The 19,364-nt window shown below is 67.8% G+C and carries 18 protein-coding genes and 1 pseudogene; 4 read left to right on the top strand and 15 right to left on the bottom strand.

The genetic code is table 11. The annotated features are described in order from the left end of the window. Positions 1–103: 103 nt before the first annotated feature. The 13 genes and pseudogenes from E1281_RS22365 to E1281_RS22305 all read right to left on the bottom strand — a co-directional run bounded on the left by E1281_RS22365 (position 104) and on the right by E1281_RS22305 (position 13,951). On the bottom strand, positions 104–778 hold the full coding sequence (locus tag E1281_RS22365) for an FAD-binding protein (protein ID WP_131881250.1): 675 nt from the start codon (positions 776–778) through the stop codon (positions 104–106). 244 nt (positions 779–1,022) lie between these two features. Next, positions 1,023–1,806 (bottom strand): annotated as a pseudogene (locus tag E1281_RS22360) (transposase family protein). Positions 1,807–2,025: 219 nt separating this feature from the next. Next, on the bottom strand, positions 2,026–3,687 hold the full coding sequence (locus E1281_RS22355) for a carbamoyltransferase C-terminal domain-containing protein (RefSeq protein ID WP_131881248.1): 1,662 nt from the start codon (positions 3,685–3,687) through the stop codon (positions 2,026–2,028). A 183-nt stretch (positions 3,688–3,870) separates the two neighbouring features. Further along, the gene (locus tag E1281_RS22350) at positions 3,871–5,271 is read right to left on the bottom strand and encodes a hypothetical protein (protein WP_131881246.1); all 1,401 of its coding nucleotides are present in this window, start codon (positions 5,269–5,271) and stop codon (positions 3,871–3,873) included. A gap of 4 nt (positions 5,272–5,275) precedes the next feature. Next, positions 5,276–6,220 carry a hypothetical protein gene (locus tag E1281_RS22345; RefSeq protein WP_131881244.1) on the bottom strand — a complete coding sequence of 315 codons (945 nt, stop codon included), beginning with the start codon at positions 6,218–6,220 and terminating at the stop codon, positions 5,276–5,278. Then, positions 6,207–7,772, bottom strand: coding sequence for a hypothetical protein (locus tag E1281_RS22340; protein WP_207943425.1), 1,566 nt, complete (start codon positions 7,770–7,772; stop codon positions 6,207–6,209). The genes E1281_RS22345 and E1281_RS22340 overlap by 14 nt, the downstream gene beginning before the upstream one ends. A 116-nt stretch (positions 7,773–7,888) precedes the next feature. After that, entirely contained in the window at positions 7,889–8,191 is a 303-nt protein-coding gene (locus E1281_RS22335) for a hypothetical protein (RefSeq protein WP_131881241.1), read from the bottom strand. After that, the gene (locus E1281_RS22330; RefSeq protein WP_131881240.1) at positions 8,191–8,460 is read right to left on the bottom strand and encodes a hypothetical protein; all 270 of its coding nucleotides are present in this window, start codon (positions 8,458–8,460) and stop codon (positions 8,191–8,193) included. Before E1281_RS22330 ends, E1281_RS22335 begins: the two co-directional genes overlap by 1 nt. A gap of 74 nt (positions 8,461–8,534) precedes the next feature. Continuing rightward, positions 8,535–9,719 (bottom strand): radical SAM protein, encoded by a 1,185-nt coding sequence (locus tag E1281_RS22325; protein WP_165959051.1) that lies wholly within the window; start codon positions 9,717–9,719, stop codon positions 8,535–8,537. Next, positions 9,700–10,698, bottom strand: a complete 999-nt coding sequence (locus E1281_RS22320; protein WP_165959050.1) for a Gfo/Idh/MocA family oxidoreductase — start codon at positions 10,696–10,698, stop codon at positions 9,700–9,702. Before E1281_RS22320 ends, E1281_RS22325 begins: the two co-directional genes overlap by 20 nt. Continuing rightward, positions 10,695–10,904 (bottom strand): hypothetical protein, encoded by a 210-nt coding sequence (locus E1281_RS22315; protein WP_131881234.1) that lies wholly within the window; start codon positions 10,902–10,904, stop codon positions 10,695–10,697. The genes E1281_RS22320 and E1281_RS22315 overlap by 4 nt, the downstream gene beginning before the upstream one ends. Before the next feature lie 150 nt (positions 10,905–11,054). After that, a complete protein-coding gene (locus E1281_RS22310) occupies positions 11,055–12,800 on the bottom strand; it encodes an ABC transporter ATP-binding protein (RefSeq protein WP_165959049.1) in 1,746 nt (581 codons plus the stop codon). A 116-nt stretch (positions 12,801–12,916) separates the two neighbouring features. Continuing rightward, positions 12,917–13,951 (bottom strand): NAD-dependent epimerase/dehydratase family protein, encoded by a 1,035-nt coding sequence (locus E1281_RS22305; RefSeq protein ID WP_131881230.1) that lies wholly within the window; start codon positions 13,949–13,951, stop codon positions 12,917–12,919. Between the two features lie 281 nt (positions 13,952–14,232). On the opposite strand from E1281_RS22305, the gene E1281_RS22300 reads away from it, so the two are divergent. The 3 genes from E1281_RS22300 (at position 14,233) to E1281_RS22290 (ending at position 17,214) form a co-directional block, all read left to right on the top strand. Further along, the gene (locus tag E1281_RS22300) at positions 14,233–14,859 is read left to right on the top strand and encodes an SIS domain-containing protein (protein ID WP_243717243.1); all 627 of its coding nucleotides are present in this window, start codon (positions 14,233–14,235) and stop codon (positions 14,857–14,859) included. Then, entirely contained in the window at positions 14,859–16,400 is a 1,542-nt protein-coding gene (locus tag E1281_RS22295; protein ID WP_131881227.1) for a PfkB family carbohydrate kinase, read from the top strand. Before E1281_RS22300 ends, E1281_RS22295 begins: the two co-directional genes overlap by 1 nt. A gap of 91 nt (positions 16,401–16,491) precedes the next feature. Further along, complete coding sequence (locus tag E1281_RS22290) at positions 16,492–17,214, top strand: sulfotransferase (RefSeq protein ID WP_131881225.1); 723 nt, start codon at positions 16,492–16,494, stop codon at positions 17,212–17,214. Positions 17,215–17,231: 17 nt separating this feature from the next. On the opposite strand, the gene E1281_RS22285 is transcribed toward E1281_RS22290, so the two are convergent. Next, a complete protein-coding gene (locus E1281_RS22285) occupies positions 17,232–17,936 on the bottom strand; it encodes a sulfotransferase (RefSeq protein WP_243717244.1) in 705 nt (234 codons plus the stop codon). Between the two features lie 329 nt (positions 17,937–18,265). Between E1281_RS22285 and E1281_RS22280 the strand changes: the two genes are divergently transcribed. After that, positions 18,266–18,856: an HAD-IIIA family hydrolase gene (locus E1281_RS22280; RefSeq protein ID WP_165959048.1), complete on the top strand. Its 591-nt coding sequence runs from the start codon at positions 18,266–18,268 to the stop codon at positions 18,854–18,856. Positions 18,857–19,037: 181 nt separating this feature from the next. Here E1281_RS22280 and E1281_RS40405 read toward each other — a convergent pair. Continuing rightward, on the bottom strand, positions 19,038–19,364 hold a 327-nt coding region (locus tag E1281_RS40405), incomplete at its 5' end, for a hypothetical protein (protein WP_165959047.1).

The following is a 19,364-nucleotide window of genomic DNA, read 5'->3' as shown; positions in this document are numbered from 1 at the left end:
TGCCGTGTCGTCACGGCGGCCTGGTCGGCGAGAGTCATCGTCACTGCGCTCTTCGTCCTGTCCCGCCCTGCTTGATATCAGAAGGACTCATTCGTGCCTTGTGTCACAGCAGTCTGACAGAGAGGGGACCGCTCGCGCCGGCGACACCTGTTCCGTGCGCGCCGACCGCGAGGACGCCCCCGACTGTGAGGTCGCCGACCGCGGGGAGTGCGGGCAGTCCGAGTCCGTGACCTTCGAGGAAGGCCGCCAGCGCGTCAACGGTGGTTCCGGCGCCGACCCGGACCGTCGCGGGGGAGGCCATCTCCACCCCGGCCAGGTGCCGGGTGTCGGCGAGCAGCACGTGTTCCCGGCCGGACAGGCTGAGCGGGGCGAAGGTGTGGGCCCTGCCCCGGGGACGCAGCCGGTACCTGTTGGCGCGTGCCCAGGTCGCCAGCACAGCGACCTCGTCCGACGAACGGGGCGCGCACGTCCACACATCGGCGACGTCGGTTTCGCCAGACCAGTTCCGGTAGTGCTCCCGCCACACAGGAGTTCCTCCGGGAAAGGCCGGCGGGCCCTTCCCCTCCCGGTCCGCCGGGACGGCGGCGGGGGGCGCCTGCACGTTCGCCGGTGCGATGCCGGAGGCGCGTGTGACGCCGGAGCGGCCGACCACCCGGGCGCTGGAGGTGCCGATCCCGGTCGGGCTGAGCGGGATCCGGCGCCTGCCTCCGACTTCGCTGGGGGGCTCGTTCGCTGGTGCGGCGGGGACGCCGGCGGCCGGAGACGAGGGGGTGTCCATGGCGCTCCGATCGTGTCGATGGTGCGACCGCGTTCTGAACGGCCGGCAGTGTTGCTCGAGGACGAACGACCGGTGTGCCCCGCAACACCAAAGTGTGCACCTAGTGAATACAAGTCGATACTTAGAGTATGCAAGCGGGTTGCCAGACATGCCTACTAGTTACCTCTGGCCGCGTAGTGACCGGGAAATCACTCGTTGGGTACACGCTGAGCACGCCAGTTGCGCCTGCATACGGGATTCGCACTTACTGAGCCTTTTCCATCTTCAGTCTGCTGGTCAGATGGAGGTAGAGGACGGCTTGGACGAGGCCGGTGGTCCGGGCCGGTGAGCAGCGGAGCCTGCGCAGGAGGCGCCAGGACTTGAGTGCGGCGACGGCCTGCTCGACCAGCGCCCTGATCCTGGCATGAGACCGGTTGACGGCCTGCTGTCCCTCCGAGAGCTTCTCCCGCCGCCCGCGGTAGGGGACGCGGATGGTGCCGCCGGCGCCTTGGTACGTCTTGTCGGCCCAGCAGGTGGTGCCGGTTTCGGCCAGGGCGTCGATGATGCGGTGTTCGCGGGCCGCGCGGATGTCGTGGACGGCGCCGGGGAGGGCCGGTGAAGCCCGCAGCAGCCGTCCGGCCGGATCGGCGAGGGTCTGCACGTTGATCCCGTGTTTCTTGTGCTTTCCCGAGTAGAAGGGCCGGTCGGCGGCGACCCGGTCGATCGGCACGCAGCGTGTCGTCGAGCAGGACGAACGCCTTCGTCGATGCCGTCCGGGCCGCTTGGGCGAGCGTCGGGGCCGGGGCGGCCAGGACCTCGATCGCCTTGGTGATGTAGCGGTAGGCGGCGGTGATCCCGATGCCGGAACCGGCGGCGAGCTGGGCGTAGGTGTGCCCGTTGCGCAGGTGGGCGAGGACGGGCAGGGCTTGGCGGCCCGCGGGCAGGCGCCGCCACCGGGTGCCCAGGGCGCGGCGGTGTTTCCGCAGGCGGTCGGACAGGTGACGCAGGACGGCGCTGGACACATCGATGCCGGACGGGTGAACAAGCATGGTCGTGTGGGTGGCGTAGTTGTCCAGCACCAGGTGCAGCTCCAGGTCCTTGGGGACGGCGGCGTCGAGTCGAGGTGCACTGAACCACATCAGATGATCACTATTGGGCTCAGCGGCGGCGCTTCTCCATCATCAGCTGCCCGCGTGTTAGACCGGTGCTGCTTCCGCGGGGACTGCAGCAACCGGCGGGGCGGCATGTGCATTATCCGTGTCCTCGGACTAGCGGGGCTTGCGGAGGATGCGGTCCTCCAGGATGAGAAAGTCGAGGTCGAGACGATGGAACGCGGCCAGGGCGTCGGCGGCGGTGTCGACGATCGGTTCGCCGCGGCCGTTGAAGGAAGTGTTGACGAGGACGGGAGCCGCGCCCTGGGCCGCCATGGCGTCCAGCACGGACGACATGGATGGCGAGTCGTTCGGCCGCAGTTCCTGGGGGCGGGTCGTCCCATCCGCGTGCGCCACTGCCGGGGTCGCGTCCAGACCGGCTTCCGTCATCCGTGCGGCACCCAGCATGTATCGGCTCAGCTCGCCGACGTCGTCCCACAGCCGCGGGTTCGCGGCGGCGCTCGCCACCGGGCCGAACGGACGCCATTGTTCCCTCTCCTTGATCGTGTTCAGCCGTTCCCGTACTTGGGCGGGCGCCGGTCTCGCGATGATCGACCGGTTGCACAGTGCTCTCGGTCCGGCCTCGGAGCGTCCGGTCACGATTGCACCGATGCGTCCGTCCAGGAGCAGCGCCGCTACCTGGTCGGGGCAGAAATCGAGAAACTCCAGCCCGTCCGGGCACTCGGGTGGTGGGCCCGGCGTCCGCCCGGTGAAGGGGACGAACGGTTCCCGCCGGGCCCCGGGCGGACGCACGTGCCACGCCGCCCCGGGCGGACGCACGTGCCACGCCGCCCCGAGCGCCACGCCGCCGTCGTGCGGCATCGGCGGAACGTACAGCGGCGCGGGGACCATCCCGTTGGACGAGCAGTTCAGCGCCACACCCCCGGACAGGCACAGTGCGGAGACGCCGGTCAGCTCCCGGGTATGCGCGGCCAGCCATTGGACGGACCGCTCCACCAGGCGTTGGGCGGTGTAGGCGACCAAGACCGCTTTCGGGTCCCGGTCGAGACTGCCACTGGGCTCGCACGGCCCCGGGGCCCCGGCGATGCGTTCGTACGTACGGCGCCACGCCGCTACCGTCTGATGACACATCCCGACCATGTCGGCCGGGTCATAACCAGCGACCGCGGGGTCGTCCACCACGACCGGCCGGTACTCGGCGTCACCGAACGCCGCCAGCTCGGGCACCTGGAGCCGGGCCGCACGCCCGTAGGCCGCGAGGCCCATCGTCTTTCCCGCCGCAAAGAATCCCAGCCCCAGCCAGTGCGACGCGCCGTCGTAGGCGTGTCCGAGAGAGTGCGACTGGGGCCATTCACGGACGTTCACCGGTGCCCGGCCCGATCTGAAATGCCAGATGGAGGTCGATTCGCGGCCTCCCGTCCCGTCCACCACCACGACGCCCGCCTCGTCGAAGGACGAGGCGTAGAAGGCGCAGGTGGCGTGCGCGAGGTGATGGGGGACGTGGACGACTTTGACCGACGGGGGCGGGTTCTCCCAACCGAGAAGGCGGCCGAGGAACGCCACGTCGTTCTCGTACAGATCCGGCGCCAGTCCCGGCGTGTCCCAGCCCACCGCCACGATGTCTATATCCGCGCGGCTGATTCCCGCCGTGCGCAGGCAGAACTCGACGGCCGTCCCCGGCCGTGCGTGCGGGGCGTGTCGGCGCCGGTCGAAGCGTTCTTCCTCCGCGAACGCCACGACACGGCCTTCGCCGTCCAGGAGGCAGGCGGAAGGATCGTGCCATCCGATCGGTGGCCCGTTGACCCCGAGTACCCACATCGTTCCCCCTGAGCGCAGGAGCCTCCACGTGCTGGTCGGGGCGCCCACTCACTGTTTGACCTAATTGGTACGTGCCTGGCCCGGGCCGGGTTTCCCGCCCCGGACCGGGCGTTCACCGCGGGTGGCTTCTCCGCCCCATTACGGAACGGCCTTCAGGAGTTGTCCGATAAAGGCGGGAGCCTTTTAGGTTTGGAGCACCTCGATGCCTAGGACGATGCGTCCGTCGGGAGAGGTGTACAACGACCTGTCGTTGGCGTGGTCGGCCGCGTAGGGGCCGTGAGCCGCGCCGGGGAACGAGTAGAGCGTTCCGACCAGGCGTGCTGAGCGGTCCGTGCCGTTGGCGGTGTAGCCGACGTAGAGCGCGTACTGATCGCGTTGGCGTGAGGCGTTGATCCGCGTTGCCCGCAACGTGTGGACAGATGAGACCTCTGGGCCCACAAGGTGCCGCAGCGCCCGTGTCACCCGGCCGAATGTGAAGCCGCGAGCTTCGCATTCCTCCTCCTTGTCGCGCCGTCCCGCCGCATGCGCCTCTTCCAGGAAAGCAGCCACCTGTTCGGCCGCCTGAAATGGCCCCGAGTGGACTTTTGCCACCTCCTCGGGAGGGAGCGCTAGAAGGCGCCCGATCTCCGCGAGGGTCTTGTTCAGGTCGTCCCCCGGCGTGACGGCGACGAACTGGTGGAAGAAGTCCGGTGTGTACGCCATCCATTCGGCGCCGTTGTGGCGGATCGAGAGCACCGGTGTGCCGAGCGACACGGCCTCTGTGATCTGCATGAAGCCGTGTTTGACGATTGCCAGCTGCGACCGCCGCAGCAAGTCGAACAAGACCGGGTCGGCGGGTGGTGCGATGACATGGGTCTGTACGTGCGGCCGGAGGTCGTCGAGCCGCGCCCGCAGTTTCTCGGGGTCGCGCGACAGGAATAGCAGTGTCGGGGCGTCGGCGTCCAGGGACGCGGCCACGTCCAGGGCGACGCGTTCGACCTTGGTGTCGTAGGCGAAGATCGTGACGAGGGGTTCCGCATGTATTCCCAGGTCGTCCAGTAGGTCCTCGGCGGCGTCGGGCACGTCGTCGACGAACGGCGCGACCTGCCGTACGCACCTCGGCGCGTCACTCCAGTGGAATGACGTCGGTCCGGTCAGGACCATCGCGTCGGCGAAGCCGTTCTGCCCGTACCACATCTGCTCGGCGAGGAAGTCGCCGTAGGCGTTGTCGAAGATGACGGTGGGCAGGTCGAGTTCCGCCGTGCACATGGCGGTCTCCAGGAACATCCCGCTCAGTGGAGCTTCGCCTATCACCAGCAGGTCGGGAGCGAGTTCGGTGAGCCGGTCCAGCATTCGCAGCCTGTTCGACCCCTCCTCGGCAAGGCCGAAGCATTCGTTCTTGTCCCGCGGTGGGGTGAACGGCAGTTCCACGAATGTGATGCCAGGCGGCTCCTCCGCAGGCAGCTTCATGCCGTGGGGTGCGAGCAGAACTTCGTGCCCACGTTCGGCCAGCGCCGTCCCCACCCGGAGACAGCGCTTGTGGACGCCGATCATTGACTCTTTTCCGTCATTTATCCAGTAATAGGCGACCATGAGGACGCGCATCGGATCATCCTTTCACGGGAATGGTGTCGAGGGAGCGCTTCGCCACTTCAAGGGCGTAGCCCGAAAGGTCCGCCAGTCGGGTGTCACCGTATGGACGTGCGCTGTCGGGAAGCGCGGTGTAAGCCGCCTCCAGTTCGTCGAGGTGAAGGCCACAGGCCGTCGCGGCTTCACCCGTGCTCGGATACAGCAGCCAGAAGTTGGGCTGGTTCCGTGCTCGGTCGTCGTCGAGGTCATGCAGATCGTTGATGACCTGCGAGACGAGGAATGTCCGAGCCAGGAAGGTCTCGACCGCCCGCGCCTCGGCCAGGTCGGCGAGGACCGGGCCGTAGATGATCGAGCTGTAGGCCCCCATCTTTCCGTCGACCATGCCGAGGTAGTCCTGGCGCTCGTTCGGGCCGATCCCATGGAGTTCCCGAATGGCGGCGGCCAGGGTTTCGTGCAGTCGCAGCGCCTGCGGCTCGTCCAAATGGCGGGCCCCTTCGGCCAGCAAGGCCGCCGCGGTGCAGATAGTGAGTCCCCGCGCCGGATCGGCGCCGTGCGCCCGCAGCATCGCCCCGTAGAAGGTCTGGTATCCGCCCTTGTAGTCCAGGTGACCGTCGATGACGTCGTCGAGCATCCGCAGTGCCTGGTAGGCCAGCAGCGGGGCGGCGAGCCGGCGGCTCAGTTCCGCGGCGCCGACCCGCAGGGACGCGGCCAAGGCGACCAGGTCGATCAGCGTCCAGTCGCAGCGGCGCGCGTACTCCCGCGTCTCCCGGGACAGCGTTTCCACGTCGGGCCACCGCAGCTGGGCCGGAGCCATGAAAGCGGCAAGCAGTTGATCACGCGCTCTTCGCACCTCCGCCAGGAGAATGCCGCGCTGTTCCTCGGTGTCGGCGTAAAAGCCGTCTTTGGCGGGTTTGTGGGCTTCATTCAGATGGGCCAGGCGCTCATACAGCTCAAGAGGCAGCATCGGCGACCGCCTTCCGCGCCAGAAGCAGGCCCGACAGATTGCTCGCTGCGATCTCCCGGTACCAGCGGACCATCGCGTTGGCCAGGTCCGCCGGTCGGTGATAGTGCGCGGACCCGGCTGCGGGCGGTGGCGTGGCGGACAGGCCGCCGGTCAGCCACGCGACGTCTGGCGGTGTCGCACGGGTCAGGACGGTCACCGTGTCGTGCGTCAGCTTGATCTCCTCCACCAGCGGTAGCAGGGCGCCGGGGTCTTCGTCGTGCAGGTAGTGGCGCACGGCCTCGTCGATTCGGGCGATCCGTTCCGCCCAGGTCGCCGCCCGCTGGTCCAGCGGTTCCGTGCGGGAGGTGGAGAGCATGGCGGCCGCCGCCTGCACCACGCGCTGTGTGAACAGCCCCCGGTCACCCAGGAACGGGACGGTGACCGCCGGTGCCGCCACGCTGAGCCACGCCGAATGCTCCGGCAACGACATCGACACCTGCGGGACGCCGGCCAGTGCCGCCACATGGGTGGTGAAGGTGTCGGGCCCGAGGAACAACTCGGCGTCGCGGACGCTCGCGAAGGTGTGCGCGAGGTCGGTGTCGGGTTCCACCGTGACGGCCTGGACGGGCGAGCCGTCCCGGATCGACTTGGCCGTCCGCGCGACCAAGTCGCGGCCGGCCTGGTCGGGAGCGTTCAGCAGCCGTACCTCGGTGACGGCGTGGGTCGTCGCGGCGAGCTGCGCCACGATCGTTGTGTAGAACTCCGGCGGCAGCATCAGACTCGGCTTGGAGGTCAGGACCTGGAGGAGCATCCGGCCGGGTCGTGGCGTGCGGGCGGCCCGCCATGCCCCGCAGGGCGCGTCCACGGGCCGGGCGCCCGCTCCGTCCGGCAGGACGCGACCTGCCAGCCAGCGGCTCTCCAGCCAGCGGCTCTCAGGCAGACCGTCCGGATAGCGCAGACCGTAGGTGATCTGGTCGGACGGGTCCAGCAACCGTCCGGTCGCCCCTTGCATCGCCCAATGACCGGCGAACGCGAGCCTGGGCGGGCCGATGTAGACGGTCTCACCCGGTGTGGTCTCGAAGTCAATGTGCAGGTACGCCGTCCTGGCACGTTCCACGTCGGGCAGCTCGGCGATGTGGCGCAGCGCCGCGACGCAGCCCGTCCCGTCGACGGGCCGAGCCCCCTCGTACCAAGTCCACAACCCTGGACGCTCGGACGCCACCTCCAGCTCGACGCCTGTCGCCGCCGCGCGCTCGGCCAGTGCCCGCGACAGCAGCAGCTCGTCGCCGAGCCCGATCGTAGGCCCGACCTGGACGACGAGTCGCCGGACGGACGACGGATCAAGGCGGGCGACATGGCAGATCGGCTCGGGCGGTATGGGGAAGGAGTCGCGCAGCGCCGCTCCGATCGAACTCACCACCGAACGGGCCGCCGTCATCGGCGTGTCGTCGCTCGCGGTGCCGAGGACGGACATGAGCACGGAGAGGACCTCGGGCTGCACGAGGGAATCCGTGGATGACTCAGCGGCGAGTTCGGCGAGCAGAGCGTCGGTCTTCTTCCGTGCGCCGCGCACGGCGCTTTGGTTGCCCGCGGACAGTGGACGGTTGGCGAGTGAGTGGAGGATCCCGTATAGCTCGCGAACCCGTGCGTACTCTGGCCAGCGCACGGGTGACAGGTCGTCGGCTGTGGTCATCGGAGACTCTCGGCGTCTGGTGCGGTGACCGGCGCGCCCTGGCGCTCGGACGGCCGCTCGGACTGTGCGAGAGAGGACAGCAGCGACGACACCTGCTCACCGGTCCAGTCGATCTCGCCGCCGGCGGGCAGGAGCGCCAACTGGTCGAGCAGGCTTCGGGGGACCGGTACCAGCTCAAAATGCTCTTCCTGTGAGCCGAGCTTGCCGGCCAGAGTGTCGTTGTTGCGTATCGAACGTGCGTAGTGGAGCAGCCATTCCCTGCTGAGTTGCAAGAAGAACGAGTCGGAGAAGGCGGTCATCACGGCCTCCCGGTGATGTCCGCTACCGGAAGCGTCCGCCGCCGTTTGCTTTCGGTGGCTGAGCGGCTGCCGGTACGCCGTGCTGCTGCTTCGAGTACGCCTGGACGGAGGCGGTCGAACAAAGGGCGCGGAACGGGAACGAGCACGAACTCCTCTTCCGGACGGGCCCGCAGCCGTTCGGCGAGTTGCGGCGCGTGGTCGAGCAGATCTCGGTACTGTGCCAGCCATTCGCTGGCTAGGTTTGTTGGCAGGTCTTCGGTTGAACGCATGCCTTCTCCTTGCGGATCCGCCGAAATTGGTGGAAGCGCATTCGTGGCCTCGACGGTCTGGCTCCGAGCACGTCTTACAGGTAGTAGTCGCCGATCTGGGCACCGGCAGCCGTGGCCTCGCCGGTCTCCCGCAGCGAGTCGACCCATCGGTTGGCGGAGTTGTAGATGCAGGTGATGTTGCGGCACTCATGGGCGGCGTCGAATGCCTCAACGTGCGCATGGGTGCGGGCTCCCGTCGCGAGGGTCGGCCGCACCCCGGCATAGGCGTCCGCCTCGCCCAGCCGGTCTTTGGGGTCTCCCCGGTAGGCGGCGCACCCGTACACGCCCGTTGGCGTCAGCACTTGGCGAAAGAAGTGCATGGCGCAGCGGGACGGCTGGTCGCGCAGATGGCTGTCGGCGCCTTTCGCGGCCGCGTCGAGGTTGAGGCTTTCCAAAACCTGGAAGGTCGAGGCGCGAAGAGCGCCGGCCTTTTCGAGTTGGTGGGTCAGTTCGGCGCGCAGCCGTTCCCCGTCGACGCCGGGCGGCCAGGCGATCGTCTCGGCGCCTTCCGCGTCCCGCTGGAGCATGGGCTTGAAGGAGATGTAGTCGAATCCGCTGTCCTTGGCCAGTGCGGCGGCCGCGGCGATCTCGTGGACATTGGTCTCCAGCGGACGTTCGTTCGGTCCGCTCAGCCCCGACCAGGAGACGATGAACGAGAATCCCCACCGGGCCGCGGGATTGTCCTTCTTAGCCTCCCGGACCGACTCGCAGATCTCTTCCAGTCGCACGGGACGCACCGGTTGGTGCATGGCCTGGAAGGTCTCGTCGGTGCCGGCGTCCAGGGACAGCCTGACCCAGTCACCCCCGGTGAGGAGAGTGGCGACCCGACGCAGTTTCTCCGGGCGGCCGCCGTTGCTGACGATCGCGCACTGGAGGCCCAGCATCTTGATCGCCTCGACGACGTTCGCGAAGTGCGGGTGCACGGTGGGCTCGCCACCGCCGATGAGGATCACCGATCGCAGCCCGGCCAACGTCATCGACACCAGGGAACTGAGCACCACCCCTTGGTCGTAACCCGGACCGGAGTTGAGGATCTCGTAGTCGATGCAGTGGTCGCACCGGTAGTTGCACGCGGTGGTGAGGTCGAGGTTGATGGAGATCGGTGCACCACCGGGAAAACCGGCGTCATCGTTCGCCAGTGCGGCGACTACATCATCCACGTGGTCCGCGATATGGGGTTGCCGGAGTTTTGCGACAAAGTCATGTTCGATCCTGGGCACGCTCTTTCTCCTTGTCGCTTCGATCGGATCCGGTCAGCTCTTGCGGCAGTGAACCTACGATCTGTCCACCGAGGCTCTCGTTGAGGATTATGGTTTGATATCCATTGGGGCTCTTGCCCGCGATTTTGGCAAGGAAGTCGTCGACTGACGCGCCCAGGGGGTCCGCTATCTGTCGGCGGCCTCCATGGGAACGGAAGGACATTTGATATCCGTTGGCCATGTCCACCACACGCTCGGCCCGCATTCCATTGATCTCGAATGCCGCCGGGCGCGGCTGGCGCGGGCGCGGCCGCAGCTCGCAAGTGACGTCGACCGGTCCGGCGTCGGTTGAAGCGCCGGTTCCCGAAGCGACGAAGCCAATGGTGAGCGCATCCCCGACGCGCTCGTAGGTAACCTGCGCCACCGTGGTTACGGCCGGACACGTCGCGGTGAGCATGCTGATCACATGCGGAAGTGCCTCTGGGAGCATCCTTGCCCCGGGACGCGACGGGGCCAGCTCCATCCTCAGTTCGCGTACCTTGGGCAGCCGGTCCAGCTCGTGCAGATGCCGGAAGTCTTCCAAGGTGTACGGCCACTGAGTATTGACATGAACGGTCAGTTCTCGTTTGGCGTAGGCGGCGATGAGGCTTTCCACCTGTTCGAGATCCTCTGGGGCATGCCAGGAAGACAGGGGTTTCTCGCAAAGAACATGAAGCCCGCGCTCCAGGGCGAGCCGCAGGTAAGGAAGATGTGTGTCCAGCGGCGAGCAGATGGCCACGGCGTCGATGGCGGCCTCGGCCAGCAGCCGCTCCGCGGTCGGCCACGGCTCGCAGGCCACTCCCTGGCCCGCCAGGTCGTTGGCGGCGACGAGCGCACTTCGGGCACCGCTGGTCGCGACTGCGGTGACCTGGGCTTCCGCGCGGGCCAGGTGCGCCGCGACGAATGGACCTGTGCCCTCATGTGCGCGCCGGGCGCCGATGAGACCCACGCGCACGGTCACGGGCCGTCCCCGTCCGGCTGCGCGGGAACCACGATGTGGATGACGTCCCGCCTGTCGGCGACAACCCGCACGTCGCATCCCGGCGGAATCAGGCCGAGTTCTTCCTGGCACGCGTCCGCCGCGGAGGTGAGCAGCAATTCCCGGAAATCGTGGTCGCGCATCGCGCGCGCGATCAGGCGGTCGCGAATCTCCGTCTCGTAGGGCAAACCTTCCTCCTCGGTATGTCGTGGGGGGTCATCCCCCGCCCGCCGTCGGCGCGAAACCAGACGGCACGCAATGGTTTGCCGGGTTCGCGTTTTACTCTCCTTGGGAATTTGTGGTGAGATTCCTGTGCCCGGGTCCGCTTGTTCCGAGGCTTACCCTTTTGTTCGCTTCGTCGAAAAATCGAACAAGGGATGCTTTTCACGGGTGATAAGGCAGGCGCCCCGATGATCCGCGAACTGCGCGTTGCACAGTTGGGCGTAACGGCCGCCGCGCGCGAGCAGCGTGGCGTGCGCGCCCTGCTCGACGAGCCGCCCCTGGTCGAGTACCAGGATCTGGTCGGCGGCCAGCACCGTCGACAGCCGGTGCGCGATCACCAGGCTCGTCCGGCCGCGCATCAGCAGCCGTAGCGCCGCCTGGACGCGCTGCTCGGCCAGCGAGTCGAGATGGGACGTCGCCTCGTCCAGGAGCAGGATCCGCGGATCCTTGAGGATCACCCGCGCGATCGTGACGCGCTGCCGCTCGCCGCCCGACAGCCGGTGCCCGCGTTCCCCCACAACGGTGTCCAGGCCGTCCGGCAGCGTGGCCAGCACGTCCTCCAGGCAGGCGGCGCGCACCGCGGCGGCGAGCGCCTCGTCGGACGCTTCCGGCTGGGCGTAAAGCAGATTGTCCCGCAGTGAGGCGTGGAAGAGGAAGGTCTCCTGGAACACGGCGCCGATCTGCCGGTTGAGCGATTCCATCGTGATCTCGCGCAGGTCGTGCCCGTCGATCAGCACCCGGCCCGCCTGCGGGTCGGCGAACCGCAGCAGCAGGTTGGCCAGGGTCGTCTTTCCCGCGCCGGAGTGCCCCACCAGCGCGACCATCGCCCCGGCGGGGATCTCGGCGGTGAAGCCGTCCACCGCGGGATGCGCCGCCCCCTCGTAGGAGAACGTGATCTCCTCGAACCGGATGGCGCCCTTCACCCCCGACAGCTCGCGGGCACCGGGCGCGTCGACGACCTCCGGACGGCGATCGAGGAGCTCGAAGATCCGCTCGAACGGAGCCATGGCACCGGCGATGTCGACGTACATCGCCGCGACCTTGCTCACCGCGCCGGTGAACTGGCCGCCCAGCACGGTCGCGAAAACGAAGATGGTGCCGACCGTGGACTGGCCGGTGAGCACCAGATAGCTCCCGCACAACACGAGCAGCGTCGGGCCGATCTGGTTGAGGTTGTCGTTCCACATCCCGAACCAGCGGGCATTGAGCGCCGTCCGGATCTGTAAGACACGCAGCTCGTCTACCATGCCGCCGAAGCGCCGCCGTTCGTCCCGGCCACGCACGAACGTCTTCACCAGCACGATCCCGGACACGCTCAGTATCTCCTGCAAGTAGGAGGTCATGCGGGCGACGCTGCGCTGGACGTCACGGCGGGCGCCATAGGCCAGATGCCCGAACCGGCGCGCCGGCAGCCCGACCGCCGGGACGAGCAGCACCGTCAGCATGGTGAGCTTCCAGCTGAAGGTGAGCATCAGCACGAGCGTGGTGACCGAGATCAGCGTGTTGCGGACAAGCCCTATGACCGTCGAGGTGATGACGTTCTGCACCGCTCCGACGTCGTTGCTGAACCTCGACATCACCTCCCCCGATGGGCGGGTGGCGAAGAACGCGACCGGCTGGGCGAGCAGGCGGCCGAAGAGGCTGTGGCGCAACGTCCGCACGATGCCCTGGCTGATCTGCTCGGTGAGCAGCAACTCGGCCACCCCGATCAAGCCTCTGCCGAACGATGCGGCCAATGCCGCGCCGACGAGAATCAGGATCTGGGTGAACGAGCCATCGCCCTGGCCGAGGTAGTCCACGAGTCGCTTGTAGGCGATGGCGGGGACGAGGATGAGGAAGGACTGGGCGGCGATGCACGCCAAGACGACCAGTCCTCTGCGCCAGTACGGCTGGAAGTAGCCGAAAGCCCGCCAAAGGAGACCGGGTGAGATTCTTGCTCTGGTGGTCTTGGAGCACTCTTGGTCCGCTGCCGTGCCGGTCAAGGGTCGGCACCGACGGAAGCGTCGTCATCGGGCATCGGCGTGGCCTCGGGTGCGGGGACCGTCGTCGTTCGTGGATCTCCTGCCCCCTGACCGGCGAACCAGGCGATCGTCCGCGCCAGCCCTTCGTTGGCGGGAACCCGCGGTCTCCAGTCCAGCACGGCGTGACCGAGCGAAATGTCGGGACACCGCACTTTCGGATCATCAACGGCGGGTTCGACGTGCACGATCGGGGAGTGCGATCGGGTGAGGCGACGGACGCACCGCGCAAGGTCCAGGACGGTCGTCTCCTCGGGGTTGCCGATGTTGAGGGGACCCGGATGACCGGACGCCGCCGCGGCGAGGATCCCGTCGACCGTGTCGTCCACGTAGCACAGCGATCTGGTCTGGAGACCGTCGCCCGCCACGGTGAGCGGTTCGTCGGCCAGCGCCTGCCGGATGAAGGTGGGAACGGCGCGGCCGTCGTGCGAGCGCATGCGGGGGCCGTAGGTGTTGAAGATGCGGACGATGACCGAGTCGACGCGTCCGGTCCTGTGGTAGGCGGCGGTCAGCGCCTCGGCGAACCGCTTCGCCTCGTCGTACACCGAGCGTGGGCCGACCGGGTTCACATTCCCCCAGTAGCCCTCCGGCTGCGGATGCAGGAGCGGGTCGCCGTACACCTCCGACGTCGAGGCCAGGAGGAAGCGGGCGCCCTTGCGGGCGGCGAGGTCCAGGGCGTTCAGCGTCCCCAGGCTGCCCGCCTTCAGCGTGGGGATCGGCAGCCGCAGGTAGTCGACCGGCGATGCGGGCGACGCCAGGTGCAGGACGAAGTCGACGGGCCCGGGGACGTCGACTCCGGCCGTGACATCGCAGTAGGTCAAATGGAAATTGACGTCATCGACCAAATGCCCCACATTAGCGACGGTGCCGGTCAGCATATTGTCCAGGCACCAGACCTTCGTCCCGGACTCACACAGGCGCTCGCAAAGGTGAGAGCCGATAAACCCCGCACCACCGGTCACCACGACACAGTCGAGGTCCTGCTGAACAACCATATCGACCTCAAGACGGCAGGCTATCGGGAACCATCATCAGCCCTACCCACCGAGAACGCGGTCTCGCCGACCCAATCATTTCGTGGTTCGTTGTTAACCAAGTGCCGAGGGAGCCGTCCAAATAGGCCACTTTCTTCGCTTTTGGGGCATCCGATTGTTTGCCGCGGGCAACAGCTTGGTTTGGGCACTCGTCGGGCACGTCTCCGGCCGAACGATCAGGAGGGGCGCAGATCGGCCCCCAGCTCGCGGGAGCCGGCATGACACCCCTAGGACGCGCACATGTGGCAGCACTGGTCAGCGTGCTCGAACAGCTCGGCCCCAAGGTCGAGACGGCCGAGCGGTGGGGCACCGAACTCGCCGGGATACTGGCCGGAGGCGCCCGGCTGCTGACGGCGGGCAACGGGGGAAGCGCCGCGCATGCCCAGCACCTGACGGCCGAGCTGGTCGGACGGTACCGCGACGAGCGCGTCCCACTCTCCGCCGTCACCCTGCACGCCGACCTGTCGACCGTCACCGCCGTCAGCAACGACTACGGCTACGACGAGGTCTTCGCCCGGCAGGTTCGCGCCCACGGCAGGACCGGGGACGTTCTCGTGCTGCTGTCCACCAGCGGCGCCAGCCGCAACCTCCTGCGAGCCGCCGACGATGGACGCCGAAGCGGCCTCCGCGTCTGGGCCTTGACGGGGCCAGAGCCGAACCCGTTGGCCAGTGTGGTCGACGAGGCGATCGCCGTGGACGCTCCCTCGGCCGCCTGCGCACAGGAGGTGCACCAGGTGATCGTGCACCTTCTCTGCGCCGCCGTGGACGCCGCCCTCGGCGTAAACGCCGAACTCCACCGAGACGGTTCGGACCGAATACGACATGCCACGCCTGGAGCTGACGCCCTTCCCCGCTTGGGACAGGACTGATGAACGGTCGGCTGCTGGTGGTCGGCGACGCGCTGCTGGACCGGGACCTGATCGGGACGGTCGAACGGCTGTCGCCAGAAGCACCGGTCCCGGTCGTCGACTCCCCACGCGAGCACCTCCGTCCGGGCGGCGCGGCCCTGGCCGCCTACCTCGCGGCCCGGCGCGGAGCCGACGTCACGCTCGTCGCTCCGATCGGCGCGGACCCGGCGAGCCAGTGTCTGCGCGCCCTGCTGGAAGTGCACCTCGACCTGGTCGCGCTGCCCTTGGACGGGCCGATGCCCGAGAAGGTCCGCGTACGGACCGAGCAGCACGCGCTGCTTCGCCTGGACCTGGGCGGACAGAGCAGAGCCGCGGAAACGCACACGGACCTGGAAGCTCTCACCGGCATCCGGGCCGACGCCGTCCTGGTCTCCGACTACGGCCGCGGCACGGTCGCCCGCCCGTGGATCCGGTCCTTCCTCGCCCAGCGCGCCGAGAACGTGCCGCTTGTGTGGGACCCGCATCCGAAGGGCCCGGCACCCGTGGCAGGCACCCGTATCGCGACGCCGAACCTCACTGAGGCCCTGCACGCCGCGCACCCGGTGGTGACGGCCGGAGAGAACCTGGGCGACGGCAACGTCCTTTCGCTCGCCGCGGGGTGTGCGTCCGTCCTCACCCGGCACTGGTCGTCCACCGCGGTCGCGGTGACGATGGGACGTCTCGGCGCCCTGCTGGACCTTGGGGAGGACATACCGCTCATTGTCCCAGGTACCGCGCACCCCGAAGCTGACGCCTGCGGCGCGGGAGACGCCTTCGCCGCGTCGGTGGCGCTGGAACTCGGCGCCGGCGCGCTCCCGTCCGAAGCGGTGACGGCCGCCGTCAGTCACGCCGGCGCCCATGTCGCGGCGGGCGGCGCCGCGGGTTTGGGCACGGCGCCGGCCGGCGAGGCGTCGGCGGGCCGTCCGAAGGCCGGGGAACGAAAGCACGCCGCTCAAGTGACGGACTCCCGTGTCCGGATCCCGTTCACCACGCTGTCCGGCAAAGCGGCCAGAACGCCGGGACACATGGCGTCGTGGTCACCCACCCCACCGCGCCGAGCCGAGGACGTCGTAGCCGCCACGCGCGCCACCGGCGGAACCGTGGTGGCGACGGGAGGCTGCTTCGACATCCTGCACGTCGGCCACATCGCCATGCTGCGCGCCGCCCGCGTTCTCGGCGACTGCCTGGTCGTCTGCCTGAACTCCGACGCCTCGATCCGGCGGCTCAAGGGCCGTGACCGCCCGGTCAACGGCTGCGCCGACCGCCGCGCCCTGCTGGAAGCGCTGGAGTCCGTCGACGCGGTGACGGTGTTCGACGAGGACACCCCGGAAACACCGCTGACCGCACTGCGGCCGGACATCTGGGTCAAGGGAGGGGACTACACGGCGTCCGAACTCCCCGAAGCCCACCTGCTGGCCTCCTGGGGAGGGCAGACACTCACCGTCCCCTACGTTCCGGGACGCTCCACGACCCGGCTGATCGAGTTGGCGCACGAGTCGGGCTTCACCGGTTCCTCGACCTGAGAAAACCCTTACCCGCGCTCCACGAAAAGGAAGCGGACGCGAAGCCCGCTCCGCGAGAACTTCCACCAAGTCAGCGCATCAGGAAAATGATATGAAAACGCCTCTCGTCACGCCGACGTTCATCATGTCCGCGCCGCGGTCGGGCTCGACGCTGTTGCGGTCCATCATGAACGCCCACGCTGACATACGCGCACCGCACGAGTTGCACCTCCGCCAGATTCAGGTCGAAATGGAGGACGATTTCGCCCGCAACTCCATCGAGGCGCTCGGTCTCGCCAACGACGACCTGGAGCATCTGCTGTGGGACCGCCTGCTGCATTGGGAGCTGGCCCGCAGCGGCAAACAGATCATCGTGGAGAAGACACCGGCGAACCTGGAGCATTGGGAGCGGCTGCGGGAGTGCTGGCCGGACGCCCGGTACATCTTCCTGCTACGACACCCTATGCACATCTTCGAGTCACTGGTCAACAACCACCCGGAATTCAGCCCCGACATACTGCTCCTACGACTGTTCCATGATGTCGAACCAATGCGAGAGGCGCGTGCGAATCTCACCGGAATCACCGTGCGGTACGAGGAGCTCACCGCCAACCCGAACCAAGTCATCGAGTACGTCTGCCACCATCTAGACGTCGCCTGGGACCCGGGCATGCTGGATTACACGAAAAGCGAACGGATGTTCCCTCCGGGGGTGGGAGACTGGGGAGAGAAGATCAAATCTGGTCGTATTCACCGGGCGCGTCCGGCCCCGCGACCCGAGGATGTCCCCGAGAAGCTGCGACCTTGGTGCCGGGAATGGGGATATCTCGATTGACCTCCGGAGAACCGGGCTCAGGCGGGCATGTAACCCCACGCGCGGCACCAGTCGCGCAACTGGTCGGGGACATCGTCCGGGAGCGGAAGGGACCGCGTCGACTGAACCCGACCCGACCTGATCCTGTCTCCCCAATCGCCGATCCCATAACGGAAACGGCGTGAAACCCGTCCGTACTCCAACATGGTCGGCTCCCACGGCACTCCCAGGTACGCACAGACCCGCCGGGCCTCGGCCGCTGGATCGGCGGTGAAGTCCTCGTAGCGCACGGTGATCCCGTCGAGGCTCTCTCGGGCCAGCCGCATCGGCGCGACAAACCTTTCCAGATGCTCTTCATAGAGCCGCTCTCGACCCAGTTCCGGATGGGCGGAGTACAGGGAATCGACGATATGGGCGGGATGGCGCAGCAGAAAGATGTACCGGGCGTCCGGCCAGCACTCTCGCAACCGCTCCCAATGACACAGACTGTCCGGGGTCTTCTCCACAATAACGCGCTTGCCGCTGCGAACCAGTTCCCGATGCAGCAGCCGATCCCACAGCAGGTGCTCCAGGTCCCACCGCGTCACCCCCAAAACCCCCATAGCCCCCTCGCCGAACTCGTCCGCCAACACCACTCGGAGCTTGGCGAGATGCAGCTCGTGCGGCGAATGGACCATTGAGTGACTGTCCAGGACACAACGGAGCAGCGTCGATCCCGACCGAACCGACGACAACAGAAACACCGGGTCAGGCACAAGTCTGTTCACAGCCGCCCCGTTCCCGTCGTGGCGACACGATACTCCCGCTGAACTCTGATATTAGGAGAAGCAAGGGATATCTTTCCGCGGTCCTATTGCGCCGACTCCGGCCGGCTGGCAGCTCCGTCACGTCCAAGACTCGCCATCACGGCTCTTCACCCCTGATCGAGCGTCGGCGCGCCACTCCGACGAGCCCGACATACCCGGTCAGCGGTGGTGCGACCCCATACCATGAACTCCTCGTGGACCCAGAACCAATGGACACGGCGCGTGACGTTCACGGCGGTGACACGGCATCGGAACCGTCCACCCGAATGACGGAAGGACTGCCGGGCCTCGCTTTCGACCTCGTCCTGTTGGACCGGGACGGTGTCCTCAACCGTGATCTGGCCCGAGGTGTGCGCCACCAATCCGACTGGGAGTGGCTCCCCGAGGCACGAGAGGCCGTCCGCATGCTCTCGGAATCGGGTACCCGCATGATGGTGGTGACCAACCAGGCCAACATCGGACGGGGGCTGCTGGCCCGCGCCGAGCTGAACGCCATCCACCGCCGCATGATTGACGGGCTTCGCCCCGTGCGGTTCTCCCTCGACGACGTCTTCGCGTGCCCGCACACCCCGGACGACGGATGCCTGTGCCGCAAACCCCGTCCCGGCATGATCCTCGCGGCGCTGAAACGTGCGCAGGTTCGTCCAGACCGCACCTTGCTGATCGGCGACCAGGAGTCGGACATTGCCGCCGCCCAGGCCGCGGGCTGCTGGGCGATCCATGTGCGTTCTGGCAAGGGCGACCCACCGGAGGATGCAAGGGCCGGCCATCTGGGGAGCGCCTGTGACCTGCTGTCGGTAGTCCGGTCACTGCACGGGTCCGATCGGCCCGGAACGGCCCGGCCTAACCAGGGTTAATTGGTCCTGGCGGTTGGGTGAGTGGACGGGCCGCTGGTGTGGTCCTATGCCGGTGGCATGGCCAGATATCCCCAGGGCGATCTCCACCAACGGCCCTAACTCGTCCTGGACGGCGTCGCGCAGATCGGAGGGCAGGCTCTCCCACTCGATGCGGTCCATGAGGGCAGAGCCTGCCATGCGCTCAGCTACGTCCCGGGCCACGACGCGCTGGCCGTCGCCGGCGGCGGTGTACCGGCTGCGCCGGCCGCTCCCCATACGCCCGCTGCGCCCGCTCCAGCCGCGCGCGATCCATCCCCTCCGGCAGCTCAGGCGCCTCGGCCAGCCCACCCGAACCCGCCAGCCGCAACAACACCTCCCGCGGTAGCTCCAGCAACTCCCGCGGCGGCGGAGCATCCCGCACCAACTGCGGCACGAACACCTCACCCAGCAGCATCTCGGGATGCTCACTCTGATCCGACGGCAGCAAAATCTCCAGATCCACCCGCCGGTACCGGTCCCACAACCGCTC

It is taken from the genome of Actinomadura sp. KC345 (assembly GCF_004348515.1).
GTDB lineage: Bacteria > Actinomycetota > Actinomycetes > Streptosporangiales > Streptosporangiaceae > Spirillospora.
Note: the sequence above shows the minus strand (reverse complement) of the source record. Positions and strands in the feature narration are given on the sequence as shown.

What these genes read in the sequence shown, in the direction of transcription:
- E1281_RS22365 (WP_131881250.1), bottom strand. Translation starts at nt 778, where the DNA reads ATGGACACCCCCTCGTCTCCGGCCGCCGGCGTCCCCGCCGCACCAGCG.
- E1281_RS22355 (WP_131881248.1), bottom strand. Translation starts at nt 3,687, where the DNA reads ATGTGGGTACTCGGGGTCAACGGGCCACCGATCGGATGGCACGATCCT.
- E1281_RS22350 (WP_131881246.1), bottom strand. Translation starts at nt 5,271, where the DNA reads ATGCGCGTCCTCATGGTCGCCTATTACTGGATAAATGACGGAAAAGAG.
- E1281_RS22345 (WP_131881244.1), bottom strand. Translation starts at nt 6,220, where the DNA reads ATGCTGCCTCTTGAGCTGTATGAGCGCCTGGCCCATCTGAATGAAGCC.
- E1281_RS22335 (WP_131881241.1), bottom strand. Translation starts at nt 8,191, where the DNA reads ATGACCGCCTTCTCCGACTCGTTCTTCTTGCAACTCAGCAGGGAATGG.
- E1281_RS22330 (WP_131881240.1), bottom strand. Translation starts at nt 8,460, where the DNA reads ATGCGTTCAACCGAAGACCTGCCAACAAACCTAGCCAGCGAATGGCTG.
- E1281_RS22305 (WP_131881230.1), bottom strand. Translation starts at nt 13,951, where the DNA reads ATGGTTGTTCAGCAGGACCTCGACTGTGTCGTGGTGACCGGTGGTGCG.
- E1281_RS22295 (WP_131881227.1), top strand. Translation starts at nt 14,859, where the DNA reads ATGAACGGTCGGCTGCTGGTGGTCGGCGACGCGCTGCTGGACCGGGAC.
- E1281_RS22290 (WP_131881225.1), top strand. Translation starts at nt 16,492, where the DNA reads ATGAAAACGCCTCTCGTCACGCCGACGTTCATCATGTCCGCGCCGCGG.
- E1281_RS22280 (WP_165959048.1), top strand. Translation starts at nt 18,266, where the DNA reads ATGACGGAAGGACTGCCGGGCCTCGCTTTCGACCTCGTCCTGTTGGAC.